This window comes from Litchfieldella qijiaojingensis (assembly GCF_014651875.1).
Taxonomy (GTDB): Bacteria; Pseudomonadota; Gammaproteobacteria; order Pseudomonadales; family Halomonadaceae; genus Litchfieldella; species Litchfieldella qijiaojingensis.
Genome location: NZ_BMXS01000014.1, coordinates 1 through 22,202 on the forward strand (window position 1 = coordinate 1; position 22,202 = coordinate 22,202).

At 60.3% G+C, this 22,202-nt stretch carries 21 protein-coding genes and 1 pseudogene; 15 read left to right on the forward strand and 7 right to left on the reverse strand.

Features of this window, described 5'->3' with window-relative positions:
• Positions 1-442, reverse strand: a pseudogene (locus IE093_RS13530) (transketolase); the annotation flags it as partial.
• 193 nt (positions 443-635) lie between these two features.
• Complete coding sequence (gene tal, locus IE093_RS13535; RefSeq protein ID WP_189470069.1) at positions 636-1,595, reverse strand: transaldolase; 960 nt, start codon at positions 1,593-1,595, stop codon at positions 636-638.
• A gap of 353 nt (positions 1,596-1,948) precedes the next feature.
• On the opposite strand from tal, the gene rpiB reads away from it, so the two are divergent.
• The 11 genes from rpiB to IE093_RS13590 all read left to right on the forward strand — a co-directional run bounded on the left by rpiB (position 1,949) and on the right by IE093_RS13590 (position 12,044).
• Positions 1,949-2,428, forward strand: a complete 480-nt coding sequence (gene rpiB / locus IE093_RS13540; RefSeq protein ID WP_189470070.1) for a ribose 5-phosphate isomerase B — start codon at positions 1,949-1,951, stop codon at positions 2,426-2,428.
• 86 nt (positions 2,429-2,514) lie between these two features.
• Positions 2,515-4,239: a dihydroxyacetone kinase family protein gene (locus IE093_RS13545; RefSeq protein WP_189470072.1), complete on the forward strand. Its 1,725-nt coding sequence runs from the start codon at positions 2,515-2,517 to the stop codon at positions 4,237-4,239.
• Between the two features lie 487 nt (positions 4,240-4,726).
• Positions 4,727-5,587: a transketolase gene (locus tag IE093_RS13550; protein ID WP_189470074.1), complete on the forward strand. Its 861-nt coding sequence runs from the start codon at positions 4,727-4,729 to the stop codon at positions 5,585-5,587.
• 11 nt (positions 5,588-5,598) lie between these two features.
• Positions 5,599-6,594 carry a transketolase family protein gene (locus tag IE093_RS13555; RefSeq protein WP_189470076.1) on the forward strand — a complete coding sequence of 332 codons (996 nt, stop codon included), beginning with the start codon at positions 5,599-5,601 and terminating at the stop codon, positions 6,592-6,594.
• A 49-nt stretch (positions 6,595-6,643) separates the two neighbouring features.
• Complete coding sequence (locus IE093_RS13560) at positions 6,644-7,624, forward strand: TRAP transporter substrate-binding protein (RefSeq protein ID WP_189470078.1); 981 nt, start codon at positions 6,644-6,646, stop codon at positions 7,622-7,624.
• 16 nt (positions 7,625-7,640) lie between these two features.
• On the forward strand, positions 7,641-8,204 hold the full coding sequence (locus IE093_RS13565; protein ID WP_229803590.1) for a TRAP transporter small permease: 564 nt from the start codon (positions 7,641-7,643) through the stop codon (positions 8,202-8,204).
• Entirely contained in the window at positions 8,201-9,460 is a 1,260-nt protein-coding gene (locus IE093_RS13570) for a TRAP transporter large permease (protein WP_189470081.1), read from the forward strand. Before IE093_RS13565 ends, IE093_RS13570 begins: the two co-directional genes overlap by 4 nt.
• Positions 9,461-9,470: 10 nt before the next feature.
• A complete protein-coding gene (locus IE093_RS13575) occupies positions 9,471-9,620 on the forward strand; it encodes a hypothetical protein (RefSeq protein WP_229803572.1) in 150 nt (49 codons plus the stop codon).
• Positions 9,621-9,632: 12 nt separating this feature from the next.
• Complete coding sequence (locus IE093_RS13580) at positions 9,633-10,487, forward strand: sugar phosphate isomerase/epimerase family protein (protein ID WP_189470083.1); 855 nt, start codon at positions 9,633-9,635, stop codon at positions 10,485-10,487.
• A gap of 5 nt (positions 10,488-10,492) precedes the next feature.
• Entirely contained in the window at positions 10,493-11,251 is a 759-nt protein-coding gene (locus tag IE093_RS13585; protein ID WP_189470085.1) for an SDR family NAD(P)-dependent oxidoreductase, read from the forward strand.
• Positions 11,252-11,327: 76 nt separating this feature from the next.
• Positions 11,328-12,044, forward strand: a complete 717-nt coding sequence (locus IE093_RS13590; RefSeq protein WP_268247403.1) for a FadR/GntR family transcriptional regulator — start codon at positions 11,328-11,330, stop codon at positions 12,042-12,044.
• A gap of 69 nt (positions 12,045-12,113) precedes the next feature.
• Here the strand turns inward: IE093_RS13590 and IE093_RS13595 are convergent, their stop codons facing one another.
• Genes IE093_RS13595 through IE093_RS13610 form a run of 4 tightly spaced genes read right to left on the reverse strand, consistent with a single transcriptional unit; the run spans position 12,114 to position 16,485 of the window.
• Entirely contained in the window at positions 12,114-12,884 is a 771-nt protein-coding gene (locus IE093_RS13595; RefSeq protein ID WP_189470087.1) for a GolD/DthD family dehydrogenase, read from the reverse strand.
• A gap of 31 nt (positions 12,885-12,915) precedes the next feature.
• Positions 12,916-13,911: a substrate-binding domain-containing protein gene (locus IE093_RS13600; RefSeq protein ID WP_189470089.1), complete on the reverse strand. Its 996-nt coding sequence runs from the start codon at positions 13,909-13,911 to the stop codon at positions 12,916-12,918.
• 38 nt (positions 13,912-13,949) lie between these two features.
• A complete protein-coding gene (locus IE093_RS13605) occupies positions 13,950-14,945 on the reverse strand; it encodes an ABC transporter permease (RefSeq protein ID WP_189470091.1) in 996 nt (331 codons plus the stop codon).
• A gap of 55 nt (positions 14,946-15,000) precedes the next feature.
• Complete coding sequence (locus IE093_RS13610) at positions 15,001-16,485, reverse strand: sugar ABC transporter ATP-binding protein (RefSeq protein WP_189470093.1); 1,485 nt, start codon at positions 16,483-16,485, stop codon at positions 15,001-15,003.
• Between the two features lie 631 nt (positions 16,486-17,116).
• Here IE093_RS13610 and IE093_RS13615 point away from each other — a divergent pair.
• Entirely contained in the window at positions 17,117-18,094 is a 978-nt protein-coding gene (locus IE093_RS13615) for a sugar-binding transcriptional regulator (RefSeq protein ID WP_189470095.1), read from the forward strand.
• Between the two features lie 54 nt (positions 18,095-18,148).
• On the opposite strand, the gene IE093_RS13620 is transcribed toward IE093_RS13615, so the two are convergent.
• Positions 18,149-19,183 carry a LacI family DNA-binding transcriptional regulator gene (locus tag IE093_RS13620; RefSeq protein WP_189470096.1) on the reverse strand — a complete coding sequence of 345 codons (1,035 nt, stop codon included), beginning with the start codon at positions 19,181-19,183 and terminating at the stop codon, positions 18,149-18,151.
• 81 nt (positions 19,184-19,264) lie between these two features.
• Between IE093_RS13620 and ltnD the strand changes: the two genes are divergently transcribed.
• Genes ltnD through otnC form a run of 3 tightly spaced genes read left to right on the forward strand, consistent with a single transcriptional unit; the run spans position 19,265 to position 22,184 of the window.
• Positions 19,265-20,236: an L-threonate dehydrogenase gene (gene ltnD, locus IE093_RS13625; RefSeq protein ID WP_340163150.1), complete on the forward strand. Its 972-nt coding sequence runs from the start codon at positions 19,265-19,267 to the stop codon at positions 20,234-20,236.
• Positions 20,233-21,540 carry a 3-oxo-tetronate kinase gene (otnK, locus tag IE093_RS13630; protein ID WP_189470100.1) on the forward strand — a complete coding sequence of 436 codons (1,308 nt, stop codon included), beginning with the start codon at positions 20,233-20,235 and terminating at the stop codon, positions 21,538-21,540. The genes ltnD and otnK overlap by 4 nt, the downstream gene beginning before the upstream one ends.
• A complete protein-coding gene (otnC, locus tag IE093_RS13635; RefSeq protein WP_189470102.1) occupies positions 21,537-22,184 on the forward strand; it encodes a 3-oxo-tetronate 4-phosphate decarboxylase in 648 nt (215 codons plus the stop codon). The genes otnK and otnC overlap by 4 nt, the downstream gene beginning before the upstream one ends.
• Positions 22,185-22,202: the final 18 nt, after the last annotated feature.

Genomic DNA, 22,202 nt, shown 5'->3' on the forward strand with positions numbered 1-22,202 from the left:
AATGATCGATGATCCCGTGACCGGGGCGGTTGAACTGGGTCGCCAGGGCGCGCTCGGCGATGGCCATGCCCACCGCGTTGGCCAGGCCCTGGCCGAGCGGGCCGGTGGTGGTCTCGACGCCCGGGGTATAGCCCAGCTCCGGGTGGCCGGGAGTGCGCGAATGCAGCTGGCGGAAGTGCTGCAGGTCCTCGAGGCCAAGGTCGTAGCCGGTCAGGTGCAGCAGCGAGTAGAGCAGCATCGAGCCGTGACCGTTGGAAAGCACGAAGCGGTCGCGGTCAGCCCAGTGGGGGTTGGCCGGGTTGTGGGAGAGGTAATCGTTCCACAGCACTTCGGCGATGTCGGCCATGCCCATGGGGGCACCGGGGTGGCCGGAGTTGGCCTTCTGCACGGCATCCATGGACAGGGCGCGAATGGCGTTGGCCAGTTGAAAGCGAGTCGGCATGGGACTTCCCCATTGGTTGGTCATTGTCGGGTCAGACGGTTAAGGAAACACTGCATAAATGTCTACGCTACTCAATCGCTGCGTTGCGCGGTGCGCGGAATCCTCACCTATACCCCATAGGCTCCGGTTCCTGTGCTCCGGGCGCCTTGCGCTTGAGCATGCTCGCCGATTTATTCAGCGCTTCCTTTACGGATCAGAGAGTTGCCAGTCGATCCGCGATCAGAGCCTCTAGACGTTCCTGGTCCTCGGCGAAACGACGGATGCCTTCGGCGAGCTTGTCATTGGCCATGGCGTCCTGATTGTGGCCCCAGCGGAACTTGGGTTCGGTGAGTGGTGCCGGCTGTTGACTGCTATCGCCTTCCATTACGATCCCGCGCGCCACCTCGCCTTGGGTGGCGTCTAGCTCCTCGAGCAGGGCCGGCGAGATGGTCAGTCGCGGGCAGCCAGCCAGCGCCAGTACCTGGCCGGTATTGCGGAAGCTGGCGCCCATCACCACGGTGTCGTAGCCGCCCTGCCTGACGCGCTGGCAGACGCCACGCACGAACTGCACGCCGGGGTCATTTTCGGCAGTGAAGTCCTGGCCGGTCGCCTGCTTGTACCAGTCGGTGACCCGGCCAACGAAGGGCGAGACCAGGAATACCCCGGCATCGAAGCAGGCCTGGGCCTGGGCGTCGCTGAACAGCAGCGTCAGGTTGCACTGAATGCCGGCTTTCTCCAGCACTTCGGCAGCGCGAATGCCTTCCCAAGTCGAGGCCAGCTTGATCAGCACCCGGTCCTTCGAGATGCCGTGGCGTTGGTAGCGCTCGATCAGTTCCTGGGCCTTGCGAATGCTGGCCTGGGTGTCGAAGGACAGTTTGGCGGCAACCTCGGTGGAGACGCGGCCCGGTACTACGCGAGCGATCTCCGTGCCCATGGCCACGGCGAGTTCATCGACGGCCTGCTCGACCTGTATCTGGCGCTCGCTTCCCATCACTTTGACTGAAGCGAGTACCTCATCGATCAGCGTCTGATAGCCGGGCAATTCGAAGGCCTTGAGGATCAGCGAAGGATTGGTGGTGGCGTCCTGGGGCTGGTAGCGGCGGATGGCGTCGAGATCGCCGGTATCGGCGACTACCAGGGAGAGTTGCTTGAGGGCGTCGAGTTGGGTGGGCATGACATGGCTCCTGACAGTATGACGTTCAATATCTGCATTATATTTGAACCTATGTTGTTCAAATGATCGATGCATGTGTTCAGTGTGTCAAGTCGTCATAGGGGCGAATTATGCTGTCTTGATGGTGCCTTCTGACAGAAAGTGAATAAGCGCAATGCATATAAATAGTTGATGTTAAATAATTATTTCTGGTTTCTGAGAATGTTTTTCTCAAGACCGATGCTGGAAAGAAGGGGTGTTCTTATGATCAATGGCTTTACAAATGAAATGCTGGTGTTATTTTGATCATAGGATCTGGTCGAGGATGGCCCTCTGGTCAGGTCGATCCCCCTTCACACAGAGAGGTGACAGTCATGTCCAGTCAAGCCAAGCCGCTGCGAGTGGCCATCGGTGGAGACGAGGCCGCCTTCCAGCTCAAGGAAGTGTTGATCGAGCACGTACGCTCGTTGGGGCACGAGGTAGAGGACTTCGGTACCTACAATGCCGAACCGATCCTCTATCCCGATGTGGCGGTGACGGTGGCGGAGTCAATCGCCGAGGGCCGCTTCGATCGCGGGATCCTTGTCTGCGGCACCGGCATCGGGGTGGCGATCGCCGCCAACAAGGTGCCGGGCATTCGTGCCGCCCAGGCTCATGACACCTATTCCGCCGGCAAGGCCAGGACCAGCAACAATGCGCAGATCGTGACCCTGGGCGCACGCGTGGTGGGGTCGGAACTCGCCAAGGACATCGTGTCTACTTTTCTGGGCAAGTCTTTCCCCGGTGGACCTTCCGCCCAGAAGGTGGCCAAGATCAGCGAGTATGAGGCGCGCCTCAGTGGCGGTGAGGTCTGAGTCTTATCAATAAAGAATAATTCTGCTGTGCCGGTGGAGACCCTTTTTCGGACCGGCCTGCCTTTCACCCTAGGGGGCATTTTTCCATGACACGCTTGTTCAATGATCCCAGTGACTTTCCCGAAGAGGCCCGCCTGGGGCTGGTGGCCGCCCATCGTGACAAGCTGATGGCGGTGTCCGGTGGCGTGGTGCGCAGTACCCGCAGCAAGCCCGGTAGCGTGGCGGTAGTCATCGGCGGCGGTAGCGGCCACTATCCGGCCTTCGCTGGCCTGGTAGGCCAGGGGCTGGCCCATGGTGCCGTCATGGGCAATCTGTTTACCTCGCCGTCGGCGCAGCAGGTCTATTCGGTGGCCAAGGCGGCCGACAATGGCGGCGGCGTACTGTTGACCTTTGGTAACTATGCCGGTGATGTGCTGCATTTCGGCCAGGTCCGGGAGCGGCTGATCGCCGAAGGCATTCCCTGCGAGATCGTCACTATCACTGATGACGTTGCCAGTGCTTCACTGGACGAGTTCGGCAAGCGCCGCGGCATCGCCGGTGACCTGACGGTGTTCAAAACGGCGGCTGCCGCCGCGGAGTCCGGGGCCAGCCTCGACGAGGTGGTGGCGGTGGCCAAGGAGGTCAATCGGCGCACGCGTTCCTTTGGCGTAGCCTTCGATGGCTGCACTCTGCCCGGCGCCGAGGATGCACTCTTCCATGTGCCTGCCGGCAAGATGGCGATTGGCCTCGGGATTCATGGGGAACCCGGCATCAGCGAGCAGGATGTGCCCACCGCCGATGACCTCGCCGAGATGCTGGTCAAGCGCCTGCTCGAGGAAGTGCCGGAAGGCGTCGAGCTCAAGGGCGCGCGAGTCGTGCCGGTGCTCAATGGTCTCGGAACCGTCAAGTACGAAGAGCTGTTCGTGGTCTATCGTCGGGTAGATGAACTGCTGCGTGAGGCGGGTGTTGAAATCGTCGAGCCCGACGTGGGGGAGCTGGTCACTAGCCTCGATATGGCGGGGGTATCCCTGACGCTGTTCTGGTTGGACGATGAGATGGAGCGTCTGTGGAAGGCGCCGGCGGATACACCTGCCTATCGCAAGGGCAGCATGGCGCCCGCCGAGGCGCTGGACCCGGCCGAAATGGAAGGCGCCACAGCGCCCGAGATTCCGCCGGCCAGCGAAGATTCGAAGCAGCTCGCCGGCGGTGCGGTGGCGGCTCTGGAAGCGCTGGCCGCCATCATCGACGACAAGGCTGAGGAGCTGGGGCGCATCGATGCGGTGGCTGGTGACGGCGATCACGGCATCGGGATGCAGCGGGGCAGCAAGGCCTGCCTGGAAGCAGCCAGGGAGGCCTTGGACGGTGGCGCGGGTGCCGAAACGGTACTGCGCTGGGCCGCCGAGCGCTGGGCCGACAAGGCCGGTGGTACCTCTGGGGCGATCTGGGGAGTGATCCTGACCTCCATTGGCGAGGCCTTGGGTGACGAACAGCCACTGGCCGCCGAGCGTCTGGCCTCTGGGGTATCCGCCGCTAGTGATAATGTCATGAGCTTCGGTAAGGCTAAGCCCGGTGACAAGACGCTGGTGGACGTATTGGTGCCCTTTGCCGAGACCCTGTCCGAGGCGGTGGCATCGGGTCAGGGCGTGGTAGAAGCCTGGGTGCAGGCCTCCGAAAAGGCTCAGCAAGCCGCGCAGGACACCGCCAACCTGCTGCCCAGGATGGGGCGGGCTCGCCCACTGGCTGAGAAGAGTCTGGGTACGCCGGATGCGGGCGCTATGTCCCTGGCCATGATTACCAGCGCGTTGGTGCCGGTGCTTGAGCGCTGCGAGTAAAACGCCGAGGAAGGTGGCGCCGTTGCTGTCAGCACTTCCACCACCATTACGCTTCGGTCGAGATTCCCACCCTAAGTGGGAATCTCGCGTATTTCGGTATGTTAGGGTGCTCGCCCTCTACGAACCCTCACCGTCTGCCAGGCCCATTCGCTAGGTGGTCTGCGTACCCCTGTCTTTCAGCGACCGTCTTTCGTATAGGCCCTCTCTGTCACTGACGGCCTCAGTCGCTGATCTCTCACTCGTGTCTCCCGTTGCGCTCGCGCTTCAGGACCAGCCTGATCGTTCTCGCCTTGTGGTCGAATATATTGGTCAACATTTGTGGTATTTCGCGCAAATGTTTATTTACAACGCCTGTGTCTGCGCAACATTTATAAATAATCAATATAAACATCAAGTTATGTGATTTTCTTTGGTAGACAAAAGTCGCATTTTGCATTGGTTGAGATAGGAGTACATTGAATTGGTCAACCAATTATGAGGGTGACCAATGAGTGCTTCGTTATCGAGAGTAGAGCCTGGGGATTTGGAAAAGCTGAAGCGGCATGCATATCGCATCCGCCGCAACGCTCTGCTGATGGGGGAGGTTCAGGGCCAGGGTTATGTCGGTCAGGCCCTGGGAGTGGCCGATGTACTGGCGGTGGCCTATTTCCGCCATCTCAAGTTCCGCGCGGATGACCCCGAATGGGAAGGGCGTGACCGTTTCCTGCTATCCATCGGCCATTACGCTATCGCGCTCTATGCCGCGCTGATCGAGGCGGGCATCGTCTCGGAAGACGAGATCGAGAACTACGGCAGCGATAACAGCATCCTGCCCATGTCCGGAATGGCGGCCTATACGCCGGGAATGGAAATCACTGGCGGCTCCTTGGGTCATGGCCTGGGTATTGGCGTCGGCATGGCCCTGGGTCTAAAGCGCAAGAGCAGCGACTCCTTCATCTATAACCTGCTTTCCGATGGTGAGCTGAACGAAGGCTCCACCTGGGAGGCGGCGGCATCGGCCTCGCACTGGAAGCTGAACAACCTGATCGCCATCGTCGACGTCAATGACCAGCAGGCTGACGACAAGTCTTCGACGGTGCTCGCCTACGAGCCGATCGCGGACAAGTGGACGGCATTTGGGTGGGAGACCTGGCGGGTCAACGGCAATGATCTGGAGGAACTGGTTCAGGCCTTTGACGCGGCGGTCAGCAGTGAGTCTGACAAGCCTCGCGTGATCATCTGCGACACCCTGATGGGCCGTGGTGTCCCGCTGCTGGAAGCCCGTGACAAGACCCACTTCATCCGTGTGGATGAAAACGAGTGGAGTCTCGCGCTGGCGCAGCTGGACGACGTTTACGGGATCAAGTGAGGAGACGTGCAATGACGGCCAAGAAGAAGTTGAAGACCTCGGCAATGATTGCCTCCATCGCGGCGGAAGGGCAGCCGACGACGGCGGCTCCCTTCGGACACGCCCTGGTGGAAGCCGCGGCGTCGAATGACAAGATCGTGGGCATGTCGGCGGACCTTGCGAAATATACCGACCTGCATATCTTCGGTAACGAGTACCCCGATCGTTTCTACCAGATGGGCATGGCCGAACAGCTGCTGATGAGCGCCGGTGCCGGCATGGCCCGCGAGGGCTTCATTCCTTTCGTCACCACCTACAGCGTATTCGCCTCGCGCCGGGCCTATGACTTCATCGCCATGGCCATCGCCGAGGAAAAGCTGAACGTCAAGATCGTCTGTGCCCTGCCAGGTTTGACTACCGGTTATGGCCCAAGCCACCAGGCCACCGAAGATGTCGCTATATTCCGTGGCATGCCGAATCTCACCATCATCGATCCCTGTGATGCCATTGATATCCAGCAGTCCGTCCAGGCCATGGTTGACTATGATGGCCCCGTTTATATGCGCCTGCTGCGTGGCAAGGTGCCCAATGTGCTGGATCGCTTCGACGATTACCGCTTCGAGATCGGCAAGGCCAAGCGTTTGATCGAGGGTGGCGATGCACTGATCATTTCCTCCGGCCTGATGACCATGCGTGCCGTGGAAGCCGCCGATGAGCTGAAAGAGAAAGGTGTTGCGGTAACTGTGGTCCACTGCCCGACCATCAAGCCACTGGACGAGGAAACCATCCTCGCCGAAGTGCGTCGCCATACGGGCAAGCCGGTATTCGTCGCTGAAAACCATTCTGTGGTCGGCGGCCTGGGAGAAAGCATTGCTTCACTGCTGATGCGAAACGATGTTCAGGCACAGTTCCAGCAGATCGGCCTGCCAGACGAATTCCTGGATGCCGGCGCATTGCCGACATTGCATGATCGCTATGGGATATCAACTCAGGAGGTGGTGAAAAAAGTAAACAGCTCCCTTGCATAATGCGCATTTATACATTGATAAAACAACGGATAACTTGGAGCAACTACTCATGAAAAAACTGATTGGTAGTGTATTTGTAGCTGGCTCAATGGTCGTCACTTCTTCGGCGTTAGCTGAGCAGACCTTGAAGTTTGCCCACGGTGCAGCAGAGGGCAATCCAAGGTGGGAGGCTTCTGAGCTCTTCGCCCAGCTGGTCGAAGAGTCCACCGATGGTGAGATCAAGATCGATGTGGGTGGCAATGCTCAGTACGGCGATGACATGGAAGCTATTTCCCAGATGCGTCTTGGCACCTTGGCGATGAGTGCTAACTCTCAGGGTGCAACTGCATCTGTAGTGCCTGAATTCAACTTGCTGGGCCTGCCGTTCCTGTTCGATTCACTTCCGACCGCGTGGCGGGTCATGGATGGGGAAGTGGGTGACGAACTCAAGAAGGTCGCCAATGAAAAGGGCTTAGTACTGCTCACTCTGTGGGATAACGGCATTCGCCATGTCAGCAATAGCGTGCAGCAGATCGAGTCACCGGAAGACCTCGAGGGCATGAAGATTCGTACTCCACCGGATGAAATGACGGTTGATATCTTCGAGGCCCTGGGTGCCAATCCAACACCAATGAACTTCTCCGAGCTTTACATTGCTCTTCAGCAAGGTGTTGTGGATGGGCAAGAAAATCCGCTGATGAATATCTACTCATCCAAGCTTTATGAGGTGCAGGACTATATCTCGTTGACTGCTCACAAGTACGAATCGACACCTGTTTTTATAAGCAAAATGGTTTGGGACTCTCTGGCTCCTGATCATCAGGAGGCCATTCAGGAAGCGGCACTGGAGGCCGGTGAATTTCAACGACAGGCATCACTTGAAGCCGACGAGGAGTTGAAGGGGAAAATGATTGAGGCCGGAGTCGAGTTCAACGAGGTCGACAAGCAGCCCTTCATCGAAGCCACCGCCTCGGTTTATGACGCTTGGCGCGAAGAGTATCCCGAACTGGTGGATATGGTCGTTGAGGCAGCCCAGGGCGACGCTCAGTGAGCAGGAGGACGCCGTGATGAAGCTCTCCGAGGGGAGCCGTGTTGGTGAAGTGGCTTCGGCCACTTCACTGATGCTGAGCTCCAAGGCAGCGATCTACCAGCTAGCCAAGTGGATCGCCATCCTGTCTATCGTGGTCATGTTCCTGTCCTTGATGACAGGGGTAATCGTCCGCTACGTCCTGTCCACCAACCTGGGCTGGATCGCGGAAGTTCCTAACCTGTTCTTTCCCTGGCTTACCATGAGCGCCATCGTCGCCGCGGCGGCCAGGAATGAGCACATCGGCATCGACCTGATCGTCGACCATCTGCCGGTGATCGCCCGGCGTCCCGTGATCTTCGCCACCAACGCCCTGGCCGTGATCGCTTTCGGGATGATCGCCTACCGCGGCCTGAATGTCATTGAGATCGCCGGTGGGCAACGGCTACCCATCACCGGGATAGCCATGTCCTGGGCCTACTGGTCGGTTGTGGCCGGATTCGCCGCTTTGGCGGTCGTCTCCTTGATAAACGTCGGTCTGTTGCTGACCGGTCGTGAGGAAAATACCGCATCCCAGGTCTCCCACGGGGAGGAAGAGCTATGACTGTTCATATGTTGCTGGGCTTCATCATCTTCATGCTGCTGGCTATGCCGGTGGGTTATTCTCTGGTCATCAGCGGCTGGGCGGCGCTCTCGGTATTCGGTTCCGTGCCGTCGAGCATGGTAGTAATGAAGATCTTCCAGCCGACCCAGAGCTTCCCGCTGCTCGCCATCCCGTTCTTCATTCTGTCGGGCAGCCTGATGATGTCCGGTAAGCTTGGCCAGAAACTTGTCGGGCTGGCCTCCATGCTGGTTGGTAAGTACCACGGTGGCCTTGGTCAGGTGACCGTCGTTGGCTCCACCGTTTTCGGGGGGGTATCAGGTTCCTCGGTGGCCGAGGCCTCGGCGCTGGGTTCCATGCTGATTCCTTGGCAAAAGAAGGAAGGCTATCCAGGCGCCTTCGGTGCGGCGGTTACCGCCTCGTCTTCCGTCATCGCCGGTCTGATGCCGCCCTCCATTCCGCTGATCCTGTTCGCGGTGGTGTCCAACACTTCCATCGCCTCCCTGTTCATCGCCGCCGTGATACCGGCCTTGCTGCTGGCCGTCGGCATGATGGTTGCTTGCTACATCATCGGCAAGCGCCGTGGTTTCCCCCGTCTCAAGATGAAGCATACCCGGGCCGAGATGAGGTCGACGCTTCTCAGTGCGCTGCCCGCCCTGATGATGCCGGTGTTCATTCTGGTGCTGCTGCGTGCTGGTATCGCCACCCCGACCGAGGTCAGCATCATCGCTGTAGCCTACGCCCTGATGGTCAGCGCCCTGATCTACCGCGACCTGAATGGCACAAGGGTCATGGCGGCCCTAACCAGTACCGTGATCACCACCGGCGTGGTGATGTTGATCATCGCGGCGGCTAACATCATCGGCTATATCCTGACGTCAGGCGGCGTCCCTCAGACTGTTGCCAATTGGGCTTTAGAATATCTCCAACATCCTCTGTTGATAATTCTCGCTATCAACCTGTTGCTGTTGGTGATCGGGATGTTTCTGGATCTGCCTGCGGCCATTCTGCTGTTGGGCCCGACCCTAGTGTCCATCGCCAATGCCATCGGCCTGGATCTGGTTCAGCTCGGCATCATGATGTGCGTCAACCTGAGTATCGGTCTGTTCACGCCGCCCATCGGTACCACCCTGTTCGTCTCCTCGGCTATCGCCAAAGAGAAGATCGGCTCGGTAGTCAAGGAACTGCTGCCCTTCTATCTGGTGGCGCTGGTGGTGCTGCTGTTGGTGTCCTTCGTGCCTGCGCTGATCGTCTACTAAGGAAGTTATCATGAAGAAGGTGATATTCGCGGGACTCGGTTCCATGGGCTGGCCCATGGCCAGCAACCAACTGTTCGTCGCTTCCTCGGAACGCGGCGAGGGAAAGCTCGACGACAGCCAGGTGATACGTACTTACCGGCTGTTGAATGGGACGGGATAAGCGGAGACAGTCATGAGCAGTGAAACGACGGCCAGCTATATGTCCGTAAGTACCGCAGCCTATGATGGTTATGGCTTTCCTGAGATCTTTCCCTCGCTTGCCCGCTGCGGGGTAAAGCAGGTCGAGGTGGCCTTTATCGAGGGGTATGTCGAGGCCTTCTCCGACGACGACTTGACCACCGCCTACGGCCGAGAGCTGCAGGAGGAGATGCGCCGTAACGACCAGGAGTGCCGTTATTTCTCCGGCCATATCGACCTGGGGGAATCGAACGCCTGTCAGCGGCTGGAGGCGCGCTGCCGCTTCGCCTCCGCTCTGGGTGCTTCCTTTGTGATCACCAATGCGGCGAGCCTTGCCTCCAGCGAGATTTTCCTGGCCCAGGCCGATGAGCTGGCCGCCATCGCCAGGCACTACGGCATGCGTATCCTGCTGGAGAACCCGGGCAACCGCGTGGCTAACCTGTTCGACCACTCGGCGCATATCGCCCCGATGCTTAGAAAGCTGGAGACTCCAGAATTCGGGATCAACTTCGATGTGGGTAATCTGCTGTCACATTGTCCGGATATTGACCCTCTGGCCGATGCCTTGGCAGCAGTTTCCTGGGGGGATCACTTCCATATCAAGTCCTGTTCCAAAGTGGCTGAAGGTATCGTCTTCACCCCTCTGGGTAGGGGCGATATCGATGAAGCGCCTCTGCTCAGGGAGCTGATGAAAGAGGGCATCCCCTTTTCCCTGGAGCTTCCTTTCCGTCTGTGTCGTGATCGCGACGCTCAGCCCTGGCGGCTGGATTCAGCAGTACCGATGAAAGAGATCGAGGAAAACATTATTCGCTCGATTCGTTGGATAAATGACATCAAATCGGAGATGTAATCGTCATGACCAAGTTGCTTGAAAACAAAGTCTGCATCGTCACCGGCGCAGCCGGCATCAATGGCATCGGCCTGCGTACCGCCAAGCTGTTCTATGAGCATGGTGCTTCCATTGTTATCACCGATGTGAACGAACAGGCCTGCAATGAAGTTCGCGCTATGTTTGATGAGGACCGCTCACTGGTGCTGGTCGCCAACGTGGTCAGCAAGGATGACTGTGAGCGGGTCGCCAGTGCGGTGCTGGAGAAGTTCGGTCGTATCGACGTTTTGGTGAATAATGCCGGCATTACTCAGCCGGTGAAGTTCGATGAGATTCAGCCGGATGACTATGATAGAATCCTCGACGTCAACCTGCGTGGCATGCTGTACATGTCCCAGGCAGTGACCCCGCAGATGAAGCAGCAGGGTTCGGGGTCCATCGTCAATACCTCATCCGTTTCCGCCCAGCGCGGTGGCGGTATCTTCGGCGGCCCCCATTACAGTGCGGCCAAGGCCGGCATGCTTGGGCTTGGCAAGGCCATGGCGCGGGAGCTCGGCGCCTTCGGGGTGCGTGTCAACGCCGTCACTCCCGGCTTGATCGCCACCGATATCACTGGCGGCAAGCTGGACGACGCCATGAAAGCGAAAATTCTCGAAGGTATTCCCCTGAACCGCCTGGGGACGCCGGAAGACGTTGCCAAGGCTTTCCTGTTCCTGGCCTCCGATCTTTCCGATTATATTACGGGTGCCACGATCGACGTTAATGGTGGCATGCATATCCACTAAGTGATGCTATGCTGCCCTTGGCAGGCGCTGTATAAAGGAGTAGGTGACCTTGCCAGGGGCTGCATTGGGTAATCTTATGAGTGCTATTGATCCGAGTCTTCTTGATAGGCTTAAAGAATTCGTTTCCATCTCCGATTTGTCCAAGGATGGTCGCTTGAAGCTGCCTCCTGAAAGGGCCCTTTGCGAGCATTTCGGCATGCACCGAACGTCGGTGAGAAATGTTCTTTCGGTGTTGCAAAGCCTTGGGTTTATCGAGCGGAAGCAGGGCAGTGGCACCTTTCTCAAGATGCCGGAGCCAATCTTCATTCAGTTATATTTCGAGCTGGCGCTCAGGCTGAATTACATTTCCGTCGATCATCTGGAAACCGCCCGTGAAATGTTCGAGCGAGAAATCGTTCAGGCAGCGGCGGTCAACCATCTCGAGCCGGAACTGGAAAGGCTGCAAGCGCTTTGCGACAAGATCGTCAATTCCACGGATGTGATGGAAGGCCTTCAGGCCGACTACGACTTCCATGAGCAGCTGGCCATCATGGCCAAGAATCCCGCCATTCTGATCATCTTCCAGGGCCTGTCGTCGGTGTTGAAGAAGGTGCTCCATCAGCGTCGTGTGCTGGCGCGGCAGTCGCCGGTGGCCCAGGAAAAGACCAACGAGACCCATATCGCCATCGTCGCCGCTGTGAAGACCCGCCGTCGCGAACTGGCACGCCAGGCCATGGACCAGCATTTCGAGACCTGGAACCAGCAGACCATGCGCAGCTATCGCCAGGAAGCGGATATCGTGGCTGGGGAATAGGCTCGGCGCAGATTGATTGGTGTTACAATAAATACCAGTCGAGCCGCCCGTCTGGGCGGCTCGACTACCTTACTGGGCGGTATAGCCGCCGTCGATGACCAGATTTTCACCGCTGATCATGCCGGAGCCGGGGCCAGCCAGGTACAGTGCCGCCATAGCGATTTCTTCGGGTTCGGCGAAGCGCCGGGTGGGGATCTTCTGCTTCATCGCTTCGCCGACCTCTCCTGCCCAGGCCTTGCGGCCCAGTTCGGTGAGCACCACGGTGGGGGAGATGGCATTGACATTGACCCCGCGCGGCGACCATTCCAGCGCCAGCACCTGGGTTAGGGAAATCACCCCGGCCTTGCTCGCGCAATAGGCCAGGTGCTGATCCAGGGCCACTAGCCCGGCCTGAGAGGCCAGGTTGATGATGCGCCCTTCGCCGCGTTCGAGCATGTGACGCCCTGCCGCCTGGCACATCATGAACACGCTCTTGAGGTTGACCGACAGGGTCTTGTCCCAGTTGGCTTCGGACAATTCCTCTGCCGGCTCCAGCTCCACCACGCCGGCGGAGTTGACCAGAATATCGACCCCACCAAAGGCTGCGATGGCCTCCGTTACCGCAGTCTCGAGGCTGGTCTTATCGGTCAGGTCGGCGATGATGCCCGCGGCGTGTTCCGCATGACCGACTTGAGTGGCGAGTTGCGTGGCGATGGTCGGAATCTCGGGGTTGCGGTCGACAAGCACGACCCGCGCGCCCTGGTCGAGATAGGCCTCGGCGATGGCTTTGCCGATGCCGGCGGCGGCGCCGGTAATCAGCGCCACCTTGCCATCGAGGGAGAGGGTGTAACGAAAGGACATGAACGATCTCCTTGATCGACGGCGAAGCCCGTCACTGTTGGCGCTGGGCGAGCAGTGACTCGACATTGTCGTTGGTCACCACCGTCCAGGGAATGTTGTAGGTATCATCCTGGCCATCGTTCCAGGCCAGGTCCGGATAGGTGGTCCAGGTTTCGGACAGGGGCAGGGCGTCGGCCTTGCCGAGTCTTGCCAGGGCCACGTCCAGCGCTCCCTGCGCCTGGGCAGCGGCATCCTGCAGGATGGTCGCCATCTGGCCTTGTTGGACCGCTTTCAGTGCATCGGTAATACCATCCACGCCGGCCACGGCGATGTCGTCGAGGGAGCGTCCGCTGGCCTGGATCGCCTGGATGGCGCCGATAGCCATTTCATCGTTCTGGGCGATGACGCCGTCGATTTCATCCTGGTGAGAGGTGAGCCAGTTCTCCATCAGGGAAAGGGCTTCGGCACGGGACCAGTTGGCCGTACGTCGCTCGAGGACTTCGATGCCGGGATGCTCGGCCAACACACTGTCGATGCCTTCGGCACGGTCGACCTGGGCAGATTGGCCGATGGGGCCTTCGATGACCACGACCTTGCCGTTGCCGCCGATCTTGTCGATGACTTCTTCGGCTACCATCTGGCCAGCCAGGACGTCATCGGAGCCAACGAAGGAGGCGAGCTGGTCGCTGTTGCAGCGGGTGTTGGAGCCGACCACGGGGATGCCTGCAGCAGTGGCCTGGATGACCGGGCCGACGCAGGCGTCGGCATCGATGGGTACGAACAGGATGGCGTCGTACTGGCGCGTGATCATGCTGTCGAACTGGTTGGACTGGACCAGGGCGTCATAGCGGCCATCGAAGACGGTGACTTCGACATCGCCGCTCTTGACCGCCGGGTGATCTTCCAAGGCGTTGCTCCACAGCTGCATGAATTCCCCCTGCAGACCGTAGGTGGCGGCACCGATACGAACCGGGTCTGCCGCGAAGGCTGGAGATGCAATGGCTGCGGCGAGGGTGGAAGCGGCGAATCCTGCGAGGACCTTTTTCATTGTGATCTACCTCTGTTGAGTCTTGCTGGGGGGAAGGGTCAAGCATTCGACAACCGGGAGCGGTCGAGCATGACCGCGACCACGATAATGGCGCCCTTGACCAACTGCTGATAGAAGGACGACACGCCGAGTAGATCGAGGCCGTTGTTGATGACCCCGATGATCAGCACGCCGAACAGGGTGCCGACGATGCGCCCCTTGCCGCCGGCGAGGCTGGTGCCGCCGATGACCACCGCGGCGATGGCGTCGAGCTCGTAAGCGACGCCGGCCTGGGGCAGCGCCGCGGAAGTGCGGGCGGCAATCATCAGGCCAGCCAGTCCGCACAGGATGCCGGAGATGGCGTAGACGGCGAAGGTGATGCGGCGTACGTCGATGCCGGACAGGCGCGAGGCGGCGGGATTGCCACCTACGGCGTAGACATAACGGCCGAAGGCGGTGTAGCGCAGGGTGAACCAGGCCAGGGCGAAGACCATTGCAAACAACAGCACCGGCACCGGGATGCCTGCCACCATGCCCTGGCCAAGCCACAGGAAGCTGGATGACAGGCTGGAGATCGGCATGCCGTCGCTGTAGATGTAGGTCAGGCCGCGGGCCATGCTCAGCATGCCCAGCGTCATGACGAAGGGTGGGATGGCGAAACGGGCCACCATGACGCCGTTGACGCAACCCAGCGCCAGGCCGGCCCCCAGGCCCAGTAGGATCGGCAGGATCAGCGGGTAACCGGCACTGGTGCCAGCGAAGCTGGCAGCCACCATGGCGGCGAAGGCCATCACCGAGCCTACCGACAGGTCGATACCCCGGGTCAGGATGACGAAGGTCATGCCGATGGCCAGGACGCCGTTGATGGACACCTGGCGCAGCACATTGAGCAGGTTGTTCACGCCGAGGAAGTACGGCGACACCACCGACAGCACAGCGCACAGTACGATAAAGGCAACCACGATGCCGTAATCGCTCATGAAGGTCGCCAGGCTCCGGTGCGCATTGTCCTTGGGTGCTGGGTCGGAAGAGATCAGGGAAGTAGGCTGTGGCATGGCAAGGTTCCTCGCCTCTATGGGGTTTGATGAGTGGGGAGTCGTAGGTGGAGGGTCAGGACGACAGTCGCACCAGGTTTTCCTGGGTCAGTTCGTCGCCTGACAACTCGCCGCTGACGCGGCCCTTGCGGAAAACGATGACGCGGTCGCTCATGCCAAGCACTTCCGGGATTTCGGAGGACGTCATGATGATGGCGCGGTCATCCCGGGCGAACTCGGACATGAAGGCGTAGATCTCGCGCTTGGCACCCACATCGACACCGCGGGTGGGCTCGTCGAGCATCAGGATGCGCGGGTCGGTCTGCAGCCATTTGGCCAGGACCACTTTCTGCTGGTTGCCGCCGCTCATCTGCTTTACCGGCATGTCCACGGAACTGGCCTTGATCTGCAGCTTGTCGACGAAGGGCAGGGTTGCGCGGTTTTCGCTTGGTTCGCTGATCAGGCCGGAGCGTGCCACTTCGGGAATGGAGGCCAGGGTGACGTTGCGCTTGATGCTCGCGTCCATCACCAGGCCGCTGCCCTTGCGGTCCTCGGTGACATAGGCGAAGCCCGCGCGCATGGCGTCGGCGGGACGGCACGGCCGGTAATTATTGCCATCCAGTCTGGCCTCGCCCTGGTCCGCCGGGGAGGCGCCGAACAGGGCGTCGAGGAACTCGCTGCGCCCGGAGCCCATCAAGCCGAAGATGCCAAGGATCTCGCCGGACTTCAGGTGCAGTGATACGTCCCGAAAGGCGCTGCCACGGCTATAACCATCGACTTCGAGCAGGGTGTTGTCGCCCGGGGCGTTGAACTTGGCGAATTCCTCATCCAGTTCCTTGCCGAGCACCGTGGTAATCAGACGACGGCGATCGATGTCGGCCATGGCGCCGGATTCGATATAGGCGCCATCGCGCATGATGGTGTAGTCATCGGCGATTCGATACAACTCGTTCATACGGTGGGAGACATAGATGATGCCGGTGCCCCGGGCCTTGAGGCGCTCGATGGCGGTGAACAAAAGTTCGGTTTCGCGCTCGCCGATGGCGGAGGTCGGCTCGTCCATGATGATGACTCGGGCGTCCCGGGAAATGGCTCGGGCGATTTCCACCATCTGCATGTCGGCGATGCTCAGGCTGCCGAGTTTGGCATCCGGCGCCAGATTCAGCCCGAGTGACTCCAGCAATTCGGCGGCCTGTTCGCGCATGGCGCGGTGGTCGATCAGGCCGAAGCGGCGACGCGGCTCCCGGCCCAGATAGATGTTCTCCGCCACGCTCATGTCCGGCACGGGCTCGAGTTCCTGGCTGATGATGGCAACCCCTGCATTCAGGGCGTCGTGTGGATCATCGAACTGGACTTCGCGCCCTTCCATCCTGATGGTGCCGGCATCGCGCTTGAGGATGCCCATGAGGACATTGAGCAGGGTGGACTTGCCGGCCCCGTTGCCACCGCAAAGGGCGTGCACCGTGCCTGCGCGCAGCGCCAGGCTGCCGTCTACTAGGGCGGGGACGCCGGAGAATGACTTGGCGATGCTTTCGGCGTGCAACAGCAGGGGAGAGGACATGATCCACCTTTGTTCATATGCTCATTGAATGAACCTATGTATGATGGGTTTTCAGTGGTTCGTCAAAGGTGTTGTGGCCATTCATGGTTATACATTAGTCTAATAATAATGCAAATAATTGATTATAAAAGTTTTTCCTACTGATAAGTTTGTATTTTTGGAAAGGGTATTCTTGTTCACTTGATCGTGTTTGAAACATATGATCGGCGTCGAGTGTGCTCTGAGATCCTTTGGAGGGAAGGTGCCCCCTCCCCCATGACGGCTAATCAGGCAGATTAGTGCTCATGCCGGTAGGTCCGGACATAGTGCCGGTGGGAGTAGCCGAGGGTGGGGGCGAGAAGGTAGACCTTCACCGACTTGCCGTCGATCTACGACTGCTTGCTGGGTGGCGTCTTGAAAAGCACGGTTACCTTGGTTCCGGTGGCCAGAGCCTGCCGAAAGGGCTTACCCCACCTTATTCACGGCGGCGTACTAAAAATGAAGATGCGAGTGGTTCGCTCTTGTAGAATCAAGATGTTCCAGCCAGAACATACGAGCGTGGGTTGCCCCACTCACGTGTCTGATCACGACACGTGGGGTTGTGCTATCGTGTCCCGCTTGTCGAGAACTCGAGTCTTGTGGGACCCATGCCATGAATGAGCGTGTCGAGAACGCCGATATCGATCTGATGACCGAAATCGCCACCCTCTACTATGTGGAGGGTGAGACTCAGGAAGTCATCGCCAACCGCCTGGGGATCTCCCGCGTTCGAGTGGGACGCCTGCTCAAGCGGGCCCAGGCGGAGGGTATCGTCGATGTGCGGGTGCGCCAGCACCCTGCCGTCAGTGCCGAGATTGAGCGAGAGTTGAAGCGTCGCTTCGGCATCAAGCGCGCGCTGATCGCGCTGGATCAAGGCGATGCCGACGCCCAGCGTTCGGCGGTAGCCAGCCTGGTGGCGGATCATCTGTCGCGCAGTCTGGTGGAGGGCAGCATCGTCACCGTGGGTATGGGGCGTAACGTCGGCGCGGTCGCCGACAATGTGTTCACGCAGGGCGAGCGAAAATGCTCCTTCGTGTGTGCCATTGGAGGATCCCAGCGTGCCGGCGAGTATATGAATCCCGACCATATCTGCCGTCGCCTGGCGATGAAGTTCGGTGGTGATAGCGAGACGCTCTACGCCCCCGCGTTGGTGCAGAGCACGGCGCTGCGCGACGAGCTCTACGAGAACCACACGGTCAGGCAGACCCTGGACCGCGCTCGTCGCGCCGACTTCGCGCTGGTTGGTGTCGGTGACCTGAGCGAGGACAGCAACATGGTGCGCATGGGCTGGTTCTCACCCCAGGAGATTGCCGAAGCGCGCCTCTCGGGCACGGTGGGCGATATCATGGGCTGCCACTTCATCGACATCCATGGCCGGCCTTCGGCCACGCCCATGCAAGGGCGCGTGATCGGGCTCGGCCTCACCGACCTGGCGCGCATACCCGATGTCATCGCCATCGCCAGCGAAAACACCAAGGCGGCGGGAATTCTCGGCGCGCTGCGTACCGGGGTAGTGGATACCCTGGCCACCAGTGCCACCAATGCGCATACCATCCTGCGCCTGGATGAGGCCACGGCAGCAGCGCACTAGCCCGCCCATAGCGGGGAGCATTCATTGAGATGAAGGTGGTAGACGTTGTGCCACTCAGGCGCTTTCGCCGATCGTCAATTCGAAACCGACGTCAACTTGATCGGCATCGAGAGGACGCCCTTCGATACGTGCAATGACCTGTTCGGCGGCGATGCGGCCGATGGCCTCTCGAGGCGAAGAGATGGTGGTCAGGCGAGGGGAGATGGCCTGACCGATCGGCAGACCGGTAAATCCGCACACGGCAATGTCGCCTGGCACCCGGATGCCGAGGCGAGTGGCATGCAGAATGGCACCCGTGGCCAGGACGTCGTCGGCGAAATGGACAGCCTGGGTATCGGGATAGCGTTCGAGCACTCGTTCCAGGGCATGGCCGCCGAGCTCGAAATCACTGGCAGGAGCCCACTCCAGTAGCGGGGCTTCGACACCGGCTTTCGCGAGCCGGTCGCGATGCCCCTCGTAGCGCAGTCGGGCGCGATAGTTTCCGTCCATCTGGGTACCGGCATAGACGATGCGTCGATACCCCTGTTCGAGTAGGTAGTGGGCCATGCAGTGCCCGGCATCGTAATGTGACAGTCCCACGTTGAGGTCGATGGCGTCCCCTAGTTCCATGATTTCCACTACTGGCTTTTGCCAGCGTTTGAGCAGGCTGGTGCAGCTTTCCTCGTGGCGTAACCCGGTGGTCACCAACGCCGATGACGACCAGCCGAGAAAGGTATTAACCAATTCGGTTTCGCGCTGCATGTTGTAGTCGGTATTGCCCAGCAGAATCTGATAGCCGTATTTCTCGAAGGTGGCTTGCAGCCCTTGGATTACCTCGATGAATACCACGTTGGACAGCGAGGGCACGATCACCGCAATGAACCGCGAACTGGCCGAGGCCAGGCTGCCCGCCACCATGTTGCGCACATAACCGACCCGCTCGATGGCTGCCTCGACCTTGAGTCGGGTGGCCTCACGGACACTGTCCGGTGAATTGAGCACCCGCGATACGGTGATCGACGACACGCCTGCCTCCTTGGCCACGTCGTCGAGCGTAGGATTGTTGGCGCCACGGCGTCGCCGCCGCTCCGTGTTCTTCTTGTTAGACATTGGTCTGACTCCTTTCGACAAACCTTGCATGCCTCAGGAGTATACTCTAAATATGATGTTAGCGCTAACATTGGGCGGCGGATATCCCCGGAGAACAAGAGAGGACATACCAGGATGGAACAGCAACCGCGTAACGATACAGTCGGCGTGATCGGCCTCGGCGCGATGGGCATGGGCATCGCGAATGCCATGCTCGAGGCCGGGTTGCCGGTGATCGGCTGCGACGTATCGGCGTCGGCCCGCGAGACCTTCGAGGCCCAGGGAGGACGAAGTGTGCCGACCCCCGCCGAGCTGGCCCACGAGTGCGAGGTCGTGCTGCTGGTGGTGGTCAATGCCGAGCAGGTCGAGGCGGTGTTGTTCGGTGAACGGGGGCTGGCCGGTGAGTTGGCTCCGGGTAGTCTGATCGTGCAGTGCGCCACGGTGGCGCCGAGCTATGCCGAGGCACTTGGCGAGCGCTTGAAAGCCATGGATCTCGACATGCTGGATGCGCCGATCAGTGGCGGTGCCGCCAAGGCTCGGGCCGGGGAGCTGTCAGTGATGTCGTCCGGCAGCGATGCGGCCTACGCGAAAGGCCAGGCCGCATTGGATGCCATGGCGGCCAAGGTCTACCGCCTCGGTGATACGCCGGGCGTCGGTTCCAGCGTCAAGCTGGTCAACCAGCATCTTGCCGGAGTGCATATCGCCGCCGCCGCCGAGGCCATGGCCTTGGGCATGCGCATGGGGATCGACCCCGAAACGCTGTACGAGGTGATCACCCATTCGGCGGGTAATTCCTGGATGTTCGAGAATCGGGTGCCGCACATCCTCAAAGCCGATTACACCCCGCTGTCGGCGGTCGACATCTTCGTCAAGGACCTCAATATCGTCCATCAGACCGGCCGCGAGCTGCGTCTGTCGATGCCGGTCGCTGCCAGTGCCCTGCAGCAGTTCACCGCCGCCAGTGGGGCTGGGTTCGGTCGCGAAGACGATGCCGCGGTGATCAAGGTCTACCAGCGATTATCGGCTTTCGAGCTACCGGAGGCCAACGACGCGCAGCGGGAGGGAGAGTCATGAGTCTCGTTCTGGGTGCCATCGCCGACGATTTCACCGGTGCCACCGATCTGGCCAATAACCTGGTGCGGGCCGGGATGCGCACCTTGCAGGTCATCGGCGTACCAAGAGGTGAGTTATCGCTCGATGATATCGATGCGGTGGTGGTGGCGCTAAAGTCCCGCGCCTGTCCGGCCCCTGATGCCGTCAGTGATTCTCTCGAGGCACTGCACTGGCTGAAGGCACAGCAGGCGCGACAGATATTCTTCAAGTATTGCTCGACCTTCGATTCCACCGATGAGGGCAATATCGGACCGGTAGCCGACGCCTTGCTGGATGCGATGGGGGCACGCCAGACGGTGATGGTGCCGGCCTTCCCCGACAATGGCCGTACCGTTTATATGGGGCACCTGTTCGTCGGCGATCGGCTGCTCAACGACAGCGGTATGGAGCACCACCCCCTGAATCCGATGACGGATGCCGACCTGGTGCGGGTGCTGTCACGCCAGACGCCGCATTCGGTCGGCCTGTTACCACGCCCGGTCCTGGCCAAGGGGGGCGAGGCGGCGAAGACCCATCTCGATGGTCAGGCGGCACAAGGCGTACGTCATGTGATCTGCGACACCCTGGATGAGTCTGATCTCGAGGTGCTCGCCGCTGCCGTGGTGGAGTTTCCGCTGGTGACCGGCGGCTCTGGGCTCGGCCAGGCACTGCCCGCCGAATATCGCCGCCTCGGCTGGCTGGAAGCAGTCGATAACGCCGGTCGTCTGGCACCAGCCAGCGGCGCGGCATTGGTACTGTCCGGGAGCTGCTCTCGGGCCACGCTGGGTCAGGTTGAGCATTTCCTGGCGACGCATGACGGCTTCGCCCTGGATCCGCTGGCGCTTGCCGAAGGGAATGATCAGATCGAGCAGGCGTTGGCCTTCGCCCGGAAGCGTCTGTTCGCTGCCGGTGGTGGTGAGACGCCGGTACTGATTTACGCCTCGGCGGCACCGGACAAGGTCCGGCTTGCGCAGCAGCGCCTTGGCGTGGCCGCGGCTGGAGAGCTAGTCGAGCGTGCGCTGGCCGGGCTGGCGAAAGCGCTGGTGGCGGAGGGCGTCGGCCGGCTGGTGGTGGCTGGTGGCGAGACTTCCGGCGCCGTGGTTTCCGCATTGGGTATCAGCGAGTTGCGCATCGGCGAGCAGATCGACCCTGGCGTGCCCTGGACCCAGACCTACATCAAGGGACACGAGTCGCCACTGTCACTGGCGCTGAAGTCCGGCAATTTCGGCGGTGTCGATTTCTTTTCCCGAGCCTTCGACGCCCTTCGAGAGGAACGTCTGCCATGAGCGTGCGTGACGACAATCTCTTGCGTGAACAGATCGCCATATTCGGCAAATCGCTGTTCGATCGCGGGCTGACCATGGGCTCCAGCGGCAACATCAGCGTGAGGCTCGATGATGGCGGCTGGCTGATGACCCCGACCAATGCCTGTCTCGGACGCCTCGACCCGGCGCGTATCTCGCGGCTCGACCGCGAAGGGCGATTGCTCGATGGCGACAAGCCGACCAAGGAGAGCTTCCTGCACATGGCAATGTATAGCGAGCGTCCTCAGTCGGAGGCCATCGTGCACCTGCATTCCACCCATTCGGTGGCGGTGTCGTGCCTGCCCGAGATCGACCCCTGCGACTGCATCCCACCGCTGACTGCCTATTACGTGATGCGTGTCGGCAAATTGCCATTGGTGCCCTACCACATGCCCGGCGATCCCACCTTGGGCGATGCGGTCAAGGGGCTAGCGGGCAAGCACAGCGCGGTGCTGCTGGCCAATCACGGCCCGGTGGTGGCCGGCAAGTCGCTGGAGGCGGCGGTGTATGCCACCGAGGAACTCGAAGAGACGGCCAAGCTGTTCCTGCTGCTGCGTGGTCAGAACCCCCGCTGCCTGAGCGATGAGCAGGTTGCCGAACTCGAAGCGCGGTTCCCGCGCGATTGATACAAGACCCCGTTGATA

Bases quoted from the DNA above. Each gene is read 5' to 3' on its own strand.
- IE093_RS13590 (WP_268247403.1), top strand. From the start codon at position 11,328: ATGAGTGCTATTGATCCGAGTCTTCTTGATAGGCTTAAAGAATTCGTT.
- otnK (WP_189470100.1), top strand. From the start codon at position 20,233: ATGAGTCTCGTTCTGGGTGCCATCGCCGACGATTTCACCGGTGCCACC.
- rpiB (WP_189470070.1), top strand. From the start codon at position 1,949: ATGTCCAGTCAAGCCAAGCCGCTGCGAGTGGCCATCGGTGGAGACGAG.
- IE093_RS13615 (WP_189470095.1), top strand. From the start codon at position 17,117: ATGAATGAGCGTGTCGAGAACGCCGATATCGATCTGATGACCGAAATC.
- IE093_RS13610 (WP_189470093.1), bottom strand. From the start codon at position 16,485: ATGTCCTCTCCCCTGCTGTTGCACGCCGAAAGCATCGCCAAGTCATTC.
- IE093_RS13620 (WP_189470096.1), bottom strand. From the start codon at position 19,183: ATGTCTAACAAGAAGAACACGGAGCGGCGGCGACGCCGTGGCGCCAAC.
- IE093_RS13545 (WP_189470072.1), top strand. From the start codon at position 2,515: ATGACACGCTTGTTCAATGATCCCAGTGACTTTCCCGAAGAGGCCCGC.
- IE093_RS13595 (WP_189470087.1), bottom strand. From the start codon at position 12,884: ATGTCCTTTCGTTACACCCTCTCCCTCGATGGCAAGGTGGCGCTGATT.
- IE093_RS13555 (WP_189470076.1), top strand. From the start codon at position 5,599: ATGACGGCCAAGAAGAAGTTGAAGACCTCGGCAATGATTGCCTCCATC.
- IE093_RS13600 (WP_189470089.1), bottom strand. From the start codon at position 13,911: ATGAAAAAGGTCCTCGCAGGATTCGCCGCTTCCACCCTCGCCGCAGCC.
- IE093_RS13605 (WP_189470091.1), bottom strand. From the start codon at position 14,945: ATGCCACAGCCTACTTCCCTGATCTCTTCCGACCCAGCACCCAAGGAC.
- IE093_RS13580 (WP_189470083.1), top strand. From the start codon at position 9,633: ATGAGCAGTGAAACGACGGCCAGCTATATGTCCGTAAGTACCGCAGCC.
- IE093_RS13565 (WP_229803590.1), top strand. From the start codon at position 7,641: ATGAAGCTCTCCGAGGGGAGCCGTGTTGGTGAAGTGGCTTCGGCCACT.
- IE093_RS13550 (WP_189470074.1), top strand. From the start codon at position 4,727: ATGAGTGCTTCGTTATCGAGAGTAGAGCCTGGGGATTTGGAAAAGCTG.
- IE093_RS13585 (WP_189470085.1), top strand. From the start codon at position 10,493: ATGACCAAGTTGCTTGAAAACAAAGTCTGCATCGTCACCGGCGCAGCC.
- IE093_RS13575 (WP_229803572.1), top strand. From the start codon at position 9,471: ATGAAGAAGGTGATATTCGCGGGACTCGGTTCCATGGGCTGGCCCATG.
- tal (WP_189470069.1), bottom strand. From the start codon at position 1,595: ATGCCCACCCAACTCGACGCCCTCAAGCAACTCTCCCTGGTAGTCGCC.
- otnC (WP_189470102.1), top strand. From the start codon at position 21,537: ATGAGCGTGCGTGACGACAATCTCTTGCGTGAACAGATCGCCATATTC.
- IE093_RS13560 (WP_189470078.1), top strand. From the start codon at position 6,644: ATGAAAAAACTGATTGGTAGTGTATTTGTAGCTGGCTCAATGGTCGTC.
- IE093_RS13570 (WP_189470081.1), top strand. From the start codon at position 8,201: ATGACTGTTCATATGTTGCTGGGCTTCATCATCTTCATGCTGCTGGCT.